Raw genomic sequence first — 14,370 nt, forward strand, 5'->3', positions numbered from 1 at the left:
AATTTTTATTTATTTTGATTGATATTATAGCGTTCGAAACTTTGCCAGTATTTGTCTTTGTAAATTTCTACTGACATTTTATATTCTGGATGACTGTGTATTATTCTTGAAAAAACTTTAGATGGCTCTCTGAAATCTTTGCTTGCAAAATACGTTTCTTTTACATTATCTGCATTTTCTCTGCCAATGTACAAATGTCCGTTCTCACTCTTAAGTTCTTCAATCAGCTTTTCTTCTATTTCGGTTAATCGTTCGTAGTCACGTTTTTCAGGCAGTCCATTGTTACTTTTTCCATCGTATTGTATTTTCAGTACTGAAACCCATGGATAAGAAGCTTTAGAATCATATTCTAAGAGTGAAGTATTTATCGCAGCAATGAGTGGCAGACCATTTTGCAACCTTGCTTCAAAAATTGAAAATTTCTCATCCTTATCGTAATTTTTTATGTTTTTATATTTTTCGGTAAATTCTCTTTCCCGCCACAGCAAGAAATCTTTAAGCTTAGTCACAGGGATTACTTCTTGATTGGCTTTTTTTTCACCGATAACATTAAATGTATCAATCTGTGTTGCAAAATTGAGCTCACCTAAAAAATTATCCAAAAAGATACAAACTCCATTGACTACAGAATTTCTATTTTCTTCAGTCAGGCCTTCATATACAAAAGTGATATCAATCTCGTCCGGATAACCTTCTATTTCATTGGCATAGAAAAAAATATTGTCAGTGGTAAACTCATAACCTTCCATCTTTATTCCACTTTCAAGATTCATTTCGGATTTTAAAGCTGTAAATTTCCAGTTTTTTAATTTTGGAGCAGCCCCGATAAGTTCTTCAACAAAAACAATATTTTTAATTTCTCCTTCTGCAGTAATGATCAATTCTACTGTAGAATCATCGCACATCCCTGTAAGAAAAGAAAAACCTTCATTGATGTTGTGAAGTTTTGGGGAGATAATATTAAAAAAATCTTTCTCAATATCTATATGATCTTTTACAACTTGATAAAATTCATTCTCTTTCGTTAAAAACCAATTCCAGAAATCCTGATAGGTCAGAAGTTCCCGATCTCCATATTTATCTTTTTTACCGAAAACTTTATCAAACAATCCCATCTTATATTATTTTTGATCCATCAATAAAAACATTCTCAGCCTTCAGACTTCCCTGCTTGTATAATATGTTTTGGAAATTATCCGTTTTATAAGTTACAAAATCTGCTTTCAAATCTTTTTCCAGCCTCCCCCTGTCTTCCAGACCAAGTGCAAATGCTGAACGGAAAGTCATTCCAGCCAAAACTTCAGCAGTTGTTAGCTTTTCATACGTTGCTAAAATTGATGCCTGAGTAATTAAATTTCCCATTGGGGCCGAACCAGGATTCCAATCACTGGCTATTGCCAAAATTGCGCCCGCATCCAATAATTTTCGTGCCGGGGTCAACTTTTCACCCAAACCTAAACTTGCGCCAGGCAAAGCTGTTGCAACAGTATCTGACTGTGCTAAAAACTCAATATCTTCATCAATAGTCGCCTCTAAATGATCGGCTGATTGTGCACCTACTTCAACAGCAATCCTCGAGCTGCCCGGCGTAAATTGGTCGGCATGAACCGTAATTTCAAAACCTAAGTCCTTAGTTTTAAGTAAAAACTCTTTACTTTCTTCAGGTTGAAATGCTGACTTTTCAATAAAAATATCAACCCTATTAGCCAATTTTTCTTCTTTTACTTTTGGTAAAATTTCATCTAAGACATACTCTAAATAGGCTTTATTATCTCCCTCAAAATCTCTGGGCTTCAGGTGTGCAGAGAGACAGGTAGAAACTAATGTTGCCTTTGTCTGAGATTGCGCTTTTTTAATGATTCGAAGCATTTTTAATTCGTTTTCTGCATCAAGACCGTAACCGCTTTTCACTTCAATGGTTGTGATTCCTAAAGAAATCAAAATATTAATTCTCTCTAACAAAGTTTTTAATAATTCTTCTTCAGAAGCATTTCTGGTATGTTGCACAGAACTCCAGATTCCGCCACCGCTTTCTGCAATTTCAAGATAGGTTTTCCCGGCATTTCGCATGGCAAAATCATTGGCACGGTTTCCTCCAAAACAAATATGAGTGTGAGAATCTACAAAAGCAGGGAGAACGATTTGTTTACCTTCAATTATTTCAATTTCTATATTCTGATTTTCTGATTTTAAGGTTTCAAATTTTCCTACTTTTAGAATTTTGTGATTATCCACTAAAATTCCTCCATCAACAATAACTTCTAGTTGTTCGTCTGAAAGTTTTCCTCTTAAGGAAAGATTGGCAAGTGTAACCACCTGCGTGAAAGGTCCAATTAATTTCATTAAATTACGGTTAAGTTTGAGGTTGTGGCCGAAACCGCAACGCTGAAATTTTCTCTCTCAAAATTACTCAAAATATATCAATTTCCTAAATCATGTCTCTACAGAACTGTAACCGTTGCACAACCTTAGAACTCAGCCTCAAATTTTCCTCAATCTCAGTCTCAGCCTAAACCTAAATTTGTTATCTTTGAGGTAAATGAAATGAATTAATGCCAGATTTTTTACATCCTGATAAGGAAAATTATTCCGATGACGAACTCGTACAGGAAGAAAAAATTCGTCCGCAGAGCTTTAAAGATTTTGCCGGACAAAGAAAAACACTAGAAAATCTTGAAGTTTTTGTTGCTGCCGCAAAGAATCGTGGCGGTGCGCTGGATCATGTTCTTCTTCACGGTCCGCCAGGTTTGGGAAAAACTACTTTATCCAATATTATCGCCAATGAATTGGGAGTCAATTGTAAAATCACTTCTGGTCCTGTCCTGGATAAACCCGGAAGTCTTGCAGGATTGCTTACCAATTTAGAGGAAAATGATGTTCTTTTTATTGATGAAATTCACAGACTCTCACCGATTGTGGAAGAATATCTTTATTCTGCCATGGAAGATTATAAGATTGACATCATGCTTGAAACCGGCCCGAATGCGAGAAGTGTACAGATCAGTTTAAATCCTTTTACATTAGTTGGTGCAACAACCCGAAGCGGCATGTTGACTAAGCCGATGTTGGCGAGATTCGGGATCCAGAGCAGATTGGAATATTATTCAATTGAACTCCTTTCAACAATTATTATCCGAAGTGCACGAGTTTTGGGTGTGACTATTTATGAGGATGCAGCCATTGAAATTGCCAGAAGAAGTCGTGGCACACCAAGAATTGCAAACGCTTTATTGAGAAGGGTTCGTGATTTTGCAGAAATTAAAGGTAACGGAGAAATTGAAATTAATATTACAACATATGCTTTGAATTCATTAAATGTTGACGAATTCGGTTTAGACGAAATGGATAATAAAATCATGCGCGTGATGATTGAAAATTTCAAAGGAAAACCTGTCGGAATTTCAGCTCTGGCGACATCCATTGCAGAAAACCCTGAAACCTTAGAAGAAGTTTACGAGCCGTTTTTAATTCAGGAAGGGTTTATCATCAGAACGCCAAGAGGACGTGAAGTAACGGAAAAAGCTTATCGTCATTTGAATATTGCAATACCAAGAAATCCGGGAGAACTTTTTTAATTTTAAATAAACTTAGATACTTCAGATTTCATACAATCTTCTTAAGTTTGAAAATACAATACTCTAAAAACAAAATTATATGAAACTATATCCTATCCAATGCGGAAAATTCAAGCTCGACGGCGGAGCGATGTTTGGAGTCGTCCCGAAAAGTCTGTGGGAAAAAACCAATCCGGCAGACGAAAGAAACTTAATTGAATTAGGAACCCGATCTCTATTAATTGAAGACGGAAAAAAACTGATTTTGGTAGACTGCGGTCTCGGCAACAAGCAGGATGACAAATTCTTCGGCCATTACTCTCTTTGGGGCGATGATAGTTTAGATAAAAATTTAAAGAAATATGGTTTTGTGAAAGAAGACATTACCGACGTTTTTCTTACACACCTTCATTTTGATCATTGTGGTGGCGCTATTGAATGGAATGACGACCGATCAGGTTACAGACCTGCATTCAAGAATGCGCAGTTCTGGACGAATGAAAACCATTGGCAGTGGGCAACCGAGCCCAATGCACGAGAAAAGGCGAGTTTTTTGAAGGAAAACATTTTTCCTATTCAGGAAAGCGGCCAGCTGGGTTTCATTCCATTGCCTGCTAACGGAAATTATGGTTTTGCCCCAGATCTTAAAATGGATGTGATCTTTGTAGATGGACATACCGAAAAGCAGATGCTTCCTGTTGTACAATACCAGGAAAAAACAATTGTTTTTGCAGCTGATTTAATTCCTACTGCAGGACATATTCCACAAGTGTATGTAATGGGTTACGACACAAGACCACTTTTGACCATTGAAGAGAAAGCTAAGTTTTTGAAACAATGTGTGGATAATGACTATTTATTATTCTTTGAGCATGATGCTCATAACGAATTGGCCAGCCTGAAAATGACTGAAAAGGGTGTGCGTTTGGATGAAACATTTAGTTTTAATGAAGTTTTCGGATATTAATTATGGAGGAATTATTGACAGAAACTCAAAAAGCAGAACCTGATTCTGCCTCGAAAATAATAGGTCTTACCGGTGGCATTGGTTCAGGAAAAACAACGGTAGCGCAGTTTATCGAAAACTGCGGCTTCCCAGTGTATTATTCTGATGACAGAGCCAAAACCATTGTCAATGACAACGAAACTGTTAAGAGTAAGATTCAAGAACTCCTGGGCTCTGATGCTTATGGCGAAAATGGTCTGTATGACAGAAAATTTGTTGCCGGTAAAGTTTTTAATGATGATGAGCTGCTGCATCAGTTGAATGGAATTATTCATCCTGCAGTACGGTTAGATTTCGAAGAATGGGTCTCGAGGCAAACCAAATATCTTGTTTTTAAAGAAACGGCATTATTGTTTGAGTTAAAACTTAATCTTCAATGCTATAAATCTCTATTGGTAACAGCTGAAGATAATATAAGACTCAAAAGGGTGATGGATCGAGACGGAAAAACCTACCGCGAAGTCGAAACAATAATGAATAATCAAATGCCGGAAAAGGACAAAATAAAGCAAGCAGATTATATTATTTACAATAATACCAATTTGGATGATCTCCGTGAACAGACCGAAAAAATAATCTTTGAGATTGAATAAAATCTTACAAGTATAAAAAAACTCGCTGAATATTAATCAGCGAGTTTTTTGTTTCAATCTGCATCTGTATCATGAAAAAAAATAAGCTCTCATTTCTGAGAGCTTATTCTATTGTTTAGAAGTTATTATTATTCTTTGATAAATTTCTTCTGTATAGTTCCCTTAACGTCTTCTATGTCGATTACATATAATCCGTTAATTAATCTGCTCACGTCAATCTTGTTGTTTAAGATCAATCCGCTTGATACCAATTGTCCTGCAGCACTGTAAATTTTATAATTAGCTTTTTTGCTGATATTTTTTACATTTAACACTGTGCTTACTGGATTCGGATAAATTAAGATATCCGTTTGGTTTACTGTATTTGCAACAGGCTGCTTAGAGATTCTTACTGTATAATCTTCTACTTCACCATTTGCGAAGTTGGTACAATTTACAGGAATTCCATCTTTCTGCATTGCAACTCTCATTACTACATATTTGTAGTCTGTCATGCTTACAAATGCGTCAGCAGGAACGTTGAATGTTGCAGTTGCTGTAGTGTTGGTATTTGGTCCGTCAGCAAGGATTCTTTCGTTAATATCGAAGTATCCGTTTCTGTTGAAATCAATCCAAATTGCCACACCTGCTGTTGCTCCATTAGTTAATGTTTTATCAACAATAATCTGGTTACCTGTAGATCCTTGAATCATTTCAATATAATTCAATGGAATACCTGTAAAATCAGAATAATTTGATGCTGGCGTAACATTAGTCATTTCCGGTTTACCTGTCGGCTTAGCTGTAACCTTAGAAATATATTCTGTTGCAGAGTTAGCTGAAGTCATCTGACAGTAAATCACTGTAGGCGTTGTGAAATAATAAGGAGGCGTAAAGTTACCAGGTGTTCCCGAACAAACATTTGCTACCTGCATTTCATATTTCGTCAATTCTAACAATCCAGTGATGGTATACGTGTTTGTATTAACCGTTACAGTCGTCCAGCTAGGAATACCTACTTTTCTATATCTCAAGATATAGCTACCTGTAGCTCCTGCACCTGTGAAGGCATCCCAAACTACTTCTGCACTTGTTGGTGTCAATGTAGTAATCGTCAATCCTGGAGGTGGTATTTCACAAATTCTTACTGTAGTAAATACTTGAGGATTAGACCATGGGTTAGGAGTTGTTTCACCCACACACTGATTAGCTACCTGTACTTCATAAGTCACATAAGAGTTTAATCCCGTTAATGTCACAGAGTTCGCTGGCGGAGCAGGAACAGTAACAGAGATCCAAGTTGCAGTACCAACTACTCTGTATCTTACTAAATATGTTGCGCTAGGAACAATAGGGTTCCAAGTAACAACTGCTGTAGTTGAAGTGATATTCGTAACCGTTACGTTCGGAGGAGTAGGATCACATCTTGTAGTGAAAAGTTTTATAGGAGTATAAGCACCTGCACCACCGCTTCCACAAACTGCTGCAATTCTTACTTCATACGTTGTAGCAGGTGTTAAACCAGAAAGCTGTACAGGAGGGTTTCCTGCCAAAACAGAAGCATTAACAGGAATCCATGCAGAAGCAGGATTCGTAACAGCTCTGTATTCTAGTATAAATGCATTATTATTTAGTGCTGAAGTCCAGTTAACTGTCGCTGATGTATGCGTTATTGCAGCAACCGTTACATTTGTTGGAGTAGCGTTACTACATGGTCTTAATTTCACCGCATAATCTTCTACTTCACCGTTTGCAGGATTCACACACATTACCGGAGCACCATTTCTATTAAGGATAACTCTCATCGTAGTAGTTAATGGTCCTGAATACACTAGTGGTCCAGCTTGCGGAACATTAAATGTTGCCGTTACAGGAGTAGTTGTACTTGAAGCAGAATTCATAATTCTTTCGCTTGTTGCGAAAATTCCATCTCTGTTATAATCAATATATACATCTACTGCATCAGCATAAGTAGTACCTACCCAAGCTTTTCCAACTGAAATTTGGTTTCCTGAAGAACCTACTTCTAAGTTGATCAGCGTCGCAGGTGTAGTATAACTGATATAATTCGTCTGTAAAGATGTATTATCCATCACAGGGAAGTTCACAGGTGTTACTTTTACATTTGAAATGTAATCATTCGTACCTGTACCTACCATCGGACAATATGTCAACGGTGGTGTAGTGAAATTCACTGAAGCACTAAATGCTCCGGTAACACCTCCACAGATTGTAGCAACCTGTACCTGATAAGTAGTCTGTTCAGTAAGGTTTGTTATGGTGTAGAAACTTTGTCCTGTTGGTGTTCCCGCTGGTAAAGTCTGTCCAGCTGCTGTTGGTAACCAAGGACCTGAAGGATTCAATCTATATCTAATTACATATGTTGCATTTGCAGTCGGCAACCAAGAAACATACGCAGTCGTAGCGGTCATGTTAGTCACCGTAATGTTGGTAGGAGGAGCAGTAGTACAAGGCTGCAGATCAATAAATTTAACAGCATAATCTTCTACCTCACCATAACTAAAGCTACCACAAGGTGAAGGATCTGTAGATTCACGAAGGATAACCCTCATTCTTGTATTTAAATTACCCGTGTAAATGGTACCTGCCGCAGTAGGCATATTGAAATTAGCCGTAACCAATGCAGTGGTATTACTTGCTCCAGTCAAAATTCTTTCACTAGTTTCAAAAACACCATTTCTGTTAAAGTCAATCCAAACACCTGCAGCCGCACTGTATTGAAACCCGCCAGGTGGCCAAGATTTTGTAATAGAAACATTATTATTAACTGTCCCTCTGATTAGAGTAACTAATCTTGTAGGATCTGCAGTGTAGTCTGAATAATATGGTGCTGCTGTTGCCATTGGCGAAGTGCTTACCATAGCTGGTAAACCAATAGGAGTTACCGTAACATTAGAAATATATTCATCAGCACTTGTAGCTACAGCTGTACAATAACTTAGCGATGGAGTTGAAAAGTTGACACTTGGTGAAAATGCACCTGTAACACCACCACAAATTGTAGCAACCTGTACTTCATAAGGAGTAGATTCAGTTAAATTCAGTATATTATAGATACTCGTTGGTGGAGTCGTAGTTGGTAATGTAACCGTCGTCCAGGCACCTGTACCTGTTCTGTATCTGATAATATATGTAGCACCCGATGTAGCCACCCATGATACAGTGGCAGAACTAATCGTTAAATTGGAAACAGAAATATTAGTAGGAGGAGCAGTAGTACAAGGTTGTAAATCTACAAACTTAACATCATAATCTTCAACTTCTCCCCATGTGAAACTTCCACATGCAGTAGGAGATGCAGATTCTCTCAATACCACTCTCATACGGGTTGCAAGATTACCGTTGTATGCACCTGCAGGTATGGTAAATCCTGCACTTACTACCGGTGATGTTGTATTACTTGGAGAGTTCAGAACCTGTTCAGTAGTTTCAAAAACTCCATTTCTGTTAAAATCAATCCAAACACCCGTACCGAAAGAGTACTGGAAGCTGCCTGAAAAAGTTTTAGTAACCGATACCGTATTATTAGTAGAATTTCTAACAAAAGTAATCAGCTTGGTAGGATCTAAACCAAAATTCGTATAGAATGCACCGGCAGAGTTGTTACTCATTACATATGAGTTGGTCGCATTTGCTGTAACATTAGAAATATACCCATCATTGATACTCGTGGATGTTGCTGTACAATAAGAAAGCGCTGGGGTCGTGAAAGCAACCGGTGTAGAATATGCACCTGTAACTCCACCACAAACTGTTGCTACTTCAACTTCGTACTGTGTAGTTTCACTAAGACCCGGAATTGTGTAGCTATTTGTAAGCGCAGGTATGTTTACAGTTGTATAAGCTCCACCAGGAAGCAATCTATATCTCACTACATATGTTGCATTTGAGTTAGCACTCCAAGAAACAGTAGCTGTTGTAGCCGTCAAGTTTCCTACAGTTACACCAGTAGGTGCTGCAACAGTACAAGGGGAAGGGTTAAACGCTACCAATTGCAATTGAGGAATAGCACTCTGTCTTGTAAATGCAGTAGGAGGAGCAGCAGGGTCTGGGTTTGTACTGTCATTTCTGTACATCATTCCTCTGTTTGTTCCTGCCGTGTAGCTTCCCCAGTTTTGCGTACAAGACCAATTCGGAGAGTTTTCATCTACAGCGACAACAAGATTACTTACGCCATCCCATAGAAAAGGAGTCGCTAAAGGTAACTCTACCCAAGTACCATCAGTCATGGTCGGCAAAGTACCGGAATATACCTGAGTCATGTTTGCAGCAGGCACCCAGCTTGTTGTGGTTGCAAAATCATTTTGGGCTGTGTTACCTAGGTATACTACCCATTGATTATAGTTTCCCTGAGTAGCTGCAGTTGCACTGACAAAAAACCTGATTTTAGTAATTTGAGTACTCGTGCCAATAGCAGCTGTAACCTCTGCGGCAGTATAAATCTGCTGTGAGTAGTTATACCCGTAACAGGAATTTATCGGAAGCACCCCATTTGATGCCGTACCCGTTCCAATCTGCCCAGTCTGACCTGATATGTTGGAAACAAAAGCCAACATAAAGGTGAGAATAAGTAAAATTTTCTTCATCTTATTAATTGTTTAAATAGATTAGAATACAAGAATTATACATAAGTTAATTAATTAGTGTATTAATGTAATGGTTTTGAGACATCCTCTCTCATTAAGAATTTCATTTTCTGTTATCAGAAATGGGATTAAAGAAGTAAACGATTTCGTCATAGGCGTCAATTATTTTAGATTAACTACAAATCTAAACAATTTTTATTATTTGAAGATATAATTACTCATTTTTTTTATTGCAACAACATTAAAAACACACATCTGATTACATTATAAAAAAAATCCTCAGGAAAACCTGAGGATTTGGTAGTATTTAAGGTATATGATTATTTTTTAATAAACTTAACACTTTCTGAGATATTTTTATCTTTTATTGTAATAATATAATTTCCTTTTACCAATTCAGCAACTCTCACTTGATTATTGCTAATCTCACCTGCTTTGACAATTTGACCAACCGCATTATGAATTTCAAACTTAGCTTTGTTAGAAACTTTTGTGATATTTAGGATATCAGTTGCTGGGTTTGGATAAACTGCAAATGTATCTTTAGTTAAATCATTAGTTCCTAGTATGCCAACTTTCACAGCTCTAGTTTGTTGTTTCGAATATGTAGAACCTACAATTACATCAACTCCTGCAGCTGTTTTAATATTGTAAAATCCTCCGTTATCATAAATACCATCACCATACACATCATTAATAGTAAATGTATAGCAATCATTAGTATTTAACACCCAGTTTTGCGTAATTAACGCAGGAAGAGGAGTAGAAGTTGTAGGATTAGGAACATCCGTATATGGAGTACTACTGTAGACAATTGCACCTGCACCGTTTTTCAGATTCCAACTTACCTCACTTCCCCAATAATCTAATTGCAAGTTAAACACAAAATTAGTTCCTGGGTTTGCAGCTATACCAGGATTAGTGAAAGTTCCGGTCAGCGCATTATTAGAAGCTCTCTGATCTGCCACACCATTTACAGATGTAAGATTAACAGTCAATGGTCCGTTTGATGCAGTTGCAGGAATTGGCAATGATACAACAGCATACTTATCTTGTGCTAAGTTACCAGACCAGTTATATGAATAAGGAGTTCCGTTTATTGTATAAGGTATAACCGCAGATGTAAGAGCTGAAGTACCTCTATTTGTAAGAATAATTTTCACTACATATCCGGTACAAAGATTATCAAGCGAGCATATGTTTTCAAATTTTATTTCTGCATCATTAGCGAATAATGGAATTGGCAAATCTTTAGTAGATGTTTTCAACTCAACTCTTCTTGGAGAGTTATTCATTACAGTTGTTATTCTATCTTTCTGATTTTGAGTGAAAATATTCATGCAAGTATCATTCGTATAATCCATGTAGTTTTCTACCATTTCAAAAACTGATGGATTGTCACAACTTACTATAGTTTTATTACATACATAATTTGCAGTATGTGCAGTTGGTGTATCTGCGCAGTAATCAGTAGCACAACTACCATCGCCCCAGATATGTCTTAATCCCAAAAAGTGTCCCACTTCATGAGTCATAGTTCTTCCTTTGTCATATGGTGCATTCATAGGAAAAGCGCCATAAGCTGTACTTCCAAAAGTTGTATAATTTGCAACTACTCCATCTGTAGTAGCAGACCCTCCAGCTGGCATAGGTATCGTAGAGTTAGAGGGAAATTGTGCATACCCTAACAACGAATTATCAGAAAACTTAACACTCCACATATTCATATATTGCGTAGGAGCCCAAATAGTTAATGGTTTTACATAGCCATTAATATTAGCTGTTGACCAGTCTGGGTAGCATAAATTAACCCTGTCTATACCATTCGTAGGATTTCCATTAACATCAGCTTTGGCCAATGCAAATTGTATCATTATATCTGCTCCTACTGCACTCGTATTATGACCTGGGGTTCCTGCCATCCTACGGAAGTCCTGATTCATAACTGTAATCTGAGACTGAACCTGCTCATCCGAAATGTTTGCGCCGGTACCATAAGGTTCACCTGAGTGAATAACGTGTACCACTACTGGAATTGTAACAATACCTCCACTCGTAGATTTGTTCTGTTTTGCATTTTCGATAAGAGGTTTGATCCAAGCTTCAAACTGAGCATCAGTCATTCTATTGGGATCAGTATCCTGTAAAAATTTCTCGTAAGAAGTAGAAGCACAACGTATTGTTCCATCCAAACTCTTAAGCTCACTATTTGTATAAGCTTTACCAAAACCTAATTTATCATCTACTAATCTTTGAGCAAACATCATGTTAGTCAAAGAGATAAACAGAATTAAAATTACTTTCGACATAGTAAAATTCTTCATTATAAATTTATTTTATTTTTGACAAATATAAGTTAATAAATTTTTTTTTCATAAATATCAGTTCTAAAACTTTTACTTAATTGAAATTTTAACAATAAATCTTCAGTTTTTACTGGTTTTTCATTCTATTATCGGCTAAATTCAAACTATATTTTTAATTAAAATAGTTGGTTAATATTTAAATAAAAAAACGCCCTAAAAACTAAAGTTTAGGGCGTTTTTCAATTAAAATGATTATCTATTTTTTAATAAACTTAATACTTTCTGAGATATTTTTATCTTTTATCGTAATAATATACGTTCCTTTTACTAATTCAGCAACTCTTACTTGATTATTGGTGATAATACCAGACTTAGCCAATTGCCCAACTGCATTATGAATTTCGAATTTAGCTTTATCTGAAACTTTAGTGATGTTTAAAACATCGGTTGCAGGGTTTGGATAAATACTAAATGTTTCTTTTATGGCTTCGTTTGTAGCAAGAATCTGAGTTGTAAAAGATTTTGTACCATAGCTTCCAATACCATCACTTTCGTTATAAATAACTTGTCCTGAGCTTGTTGCCAGATTTACATAAGCCCCTATACTACTATTAAGACCGTCCCCATAAGCATCAGATATTGTGAAAGTATAACAACCAAGTGGTAATGTCCATGTTTGATTTATTATTGCAGGCAATACTGGTGTAGTAGAATCAGGATAAGGACCACCACTATATAAGACTTGTCCCACACTGTTTTTTAAAGTCCACTTTGTTTCAGAACCATAATAATCTCTCTGCAAAGAAAATGCAACAGTAGAAGTATTGAAGTAATCAGGTATTGCAGGCTGGTTGTAGATACCCGTTGAAACATTATTAGAAGCCCTCTGATCCACACCTCCATTTACAGTTGTAATTGTGGTAGTAACGGATGAGGTAGCAACACTCGCAGGAACAGGAATACTGATAACACTGAATTTATCTTGTGCTAAATTTCCCGTCCAAGAATAAGTTTGTGCAGAACCACCACTAAAAGTATACGAAATAGTAGCTGATGTAAGATTAGCCGTTCCTCTGTTGTAAAGATTTAGACGTAGAACTCCTCCGCCACAAACTCCTATTAAACATCCACCATCAATTTTGACCTCTGCATCATTTGCAAATAAGGGTAACGCAATATCTTTAGTAGAAGTTTTAAGTGTACTTCTTCTAGGAGAGTTATTCATTACTGCCGTAATTCTTGCTGCTTGATTAATTGTAAAGATATTCATACAAATATCTGTCGTATAGTCCATGTAATTCTCTATCATATCACTACCGGGACTTGCGGGACAAGAATCGATGGTTACACAATTATAATTTGGTCCAGCCGCTGCGGGTGTATCAATACAATAATCATTATTACTATCTGTAGCATTAACCACACATGAAGTGGTATCTCCCCAAATATGTCTTAAACCCAAGAAGTGACCAACTTCATGAGTCATCGTTCTCCCTTTATCATATGGAGCAGACAGCATAAAAGTACCGTCATTATATGTACTGCTTCCAAAGGTCGCAAAATTTGCAACGACCCCATCAGTATTTGCTATACCTCCATTTGCATTTAGCCCCCCTAAACCTGAATTTGAAGGAAACTGTGCATAACCAAGAAGACTTGCATCTGCGAAATTCACGCTCCACATATTCATATATTGAGTAGGATCCCAAATTGTCTGAGGCTTTACATAATCATCAATATCATCCTGACTCCAGTTATCCTGACAAAGATTTACTCTATCAATTCCATTTGTAGGATTTCCATTAGGGTCTACTTTAGCCAAGGCAAATTGAATCATAGTATCTGCACCCACAACATTACTGTTAAAACCAGGTGTACCTGCCATTCTTCTGAAATCATTATTCATTACAGTAATTTGTGATATAACCTGATTATCTGTAATATTCGGGGCAGCTCCCACATTTTGTCCACTGTGGATGACGTGTACTACTACCGGAATAGTAATTATGTTACCATTTTGAGATTTATTTGCTATTGCTTGTTCAACTAAAGGTGCTAACCACGCCTCGTATTCCTGTACTGACAATCTTTTTGGAAATTTAGCCTGAAGATATTTTTCATACTCATCTGTAGAACATCTATCAAATCCATGAGAATGAGATTTTTCCTCTGCAGATTTTCTTTCAAAATTTCCATTTTTCTTATTAACTTTTTCTGTAATCTGGGCACTCATTCCACCAGCAAGAATCATCGATAATAAAAAAAGAAATTTAAAACTAATAAATTTATGCATTTTCTTATTTATTTATATTTGCAAATATATTT

Annotated in this window: 8 protein-coding genes; 3 read left to right on the forward strand and 5 right to left on the reverse strand. The window is 36.7% G+C overall.

Annotated elements, in window-relative coordinates:
* Positions 1 to 5 precede the first annotated feature (5 nt).
* Both AR685_RS14050 and hutI read right to left on the reverse strand, forming a co-directional pair.
* Entirely contained in the window at positions 6 to 1,115 is a 1,110-nt protein-coding gene (locus AR685_RS14050) for a DUF695 domain-containing protein (RefSeq protein ID WP_059124944.1), read from the reverse strand.
* Between the two features lies 1 nt (position 1,116).
* Positions 1,117 to 2,343 carry an imidazolonepropionase gene (gene hutI / locus AR685_RS14055; protein ID WP_059124945.1) on the reverse strand — a complete coding sequence of 409 codons (1,227 nt, stop codon included), beginning with the start codon at positions 2,341 to 2,343 and terminating at the stop codon, positions 1,117 to 1,119.
* A gap of 209 nt (positions 2,344 to 2,552) precedes the next feature.
* Between hutI and ruvB the strand changes: the two genes are divergently transcribed.
* From ruvB to coaE, 3 genes are all read left to right on the forward strand, one after another.
* Positions 2,553 to 3,575, forward strand: a complete 1,023-nt coding sequence (gene ruvB / locus AR685_RS14060; protein ID WP_047444967.1) for a Holliday junction branch migration DNA helicase RuvB — start codon at positions 2,553 to 2,555, stop codon at positions 3,573 to 3,575.
* Between the two features lie 79 nt (positions 3,576 to 3,654).
* The gene (locus AR685_RS14065; RefSeq protein ID WP_059124946.1) at positions 3,655 to 4,521 is read left to right on the forward strand and encodes an MBL fold metallo-hydrolase; all 867 of its coding nucleotides are present in this window, start codon (positions 3,655 to 3,657) and stop codon (positions 4,519 to 4,521) included.
* A 2-nt stretch (positions 4,522 to 4,523) separates the two neighbouring features.
* Positions 4,524 to 5,153, forward strand: a complete 630-nt coding sequence (coaE, locus tag AR685_RS14070) for a dephospho-CoA kinase (RefSeq protein WP_052187947.1) — start codon at positions 4,524 to 4,526, stop codon at positions 5,151 to 5,153.
* Positions 5,154 to 5,281: 128 nt separating this feature from the next.
* On the opposite strand, the gene AR685_RS14075 is transcribed toward coaE, so the two are convergent.
* The 3 genes from AR685_RS14075 to AR685_RS14085 form a co-directional block, all read right to left on the reverse strand.
* Positions 5,282 to 9,739, reverse strand: a complete 4,458-nt coding sequence (locus AR685_RS14075) for a GEVED domain-containing protein (protein ID WP_082671945.1) — start codon at positions 9,737 to 9,739, stop codon at positions 5,282 to 5,284.
* 320 nt (positions 9,740 to 10,059) lie between these two features.
* Complete coding sequence (locus AR685_RS14080; protein ID WP_165592821.1) at positions 10,060 to 11,931, reverse strand: M43 family zinc metalloprotease; 1,872 nt, start codon at positions 11,929 to 11,931, stop codon at positions 10,060 to 10,062.
* Positions 11,932 to 12,301: 370 nt separating this feature from the next.
* Positions 12,302 to 14,338: a M43 family zinc metalloprotease gene (locus tag AR685_RS14085; protein WP_052187953.1), complete on the reverse strand. Its 2,037-nt coding sequence runs from the start codon at positions 14,336 to 14,338 to the stop codon at positions 12,302 to 12,304.
* Positions 14,339 to 14,370: the final 32 nt, after the last annotated feature.

The organism is Chryseobacterium sp. JAH (assembly GCF_001507335.1).
Taxonomy (GTDB): Bacteria; Bacteroidota; Bacteroidia; order Flavobacteriales; family Weeksellaceae; genus Chryseobacterium.

Coding starts and splice junctions, on each gene's coding strand:
- coaE (WP_052187947.1), top strand. CDS start 4,524: ATGGAGGAATTATTGACAGAAACTCAAAAAGCAGAACCTGATTCTGCC.
- AR685_RS14075 (WP_082671945.1), bottom strand. CDS start 9,739: ATGAAGAAAATTTTACTTATTCTCACCTTTATGTTGGCTTTTGTTTCC.
- AR685_RS14085 (WP_052187953.1), bottom strand. CDS start 14,338: ATGCATAAATTTATTAGTTTTAAATTTCTTTTTTTATTATCGATGATT.
- AR685_RS14050 (WP_059124944.1), bottom strand. CDS start 1,115: ATGGGATTGTTTGATAAAGTTTTCGGTAAAAAAGATAAATATGGAGAT.
- hutI (WP_059124945.1), bottom strand. CDS start 2,343: ATGAAATTAATTGGACCTTTCACGCAGGTGGTTACACTTGCCAATCTT.
- ruvB (WP_047444967.1), top strand. CDS start 2,553: ATGCCAGATTTTTTACATCCTGATAAGGAAAATTATTCCGATGACGAA.
- AR685_RS14065 (WP_059124946.1), top strand. CDS start 3,655: ATGAAACTATATCCTATCCAATGCGGAAAATTCAAGCTCGACGGCGGA.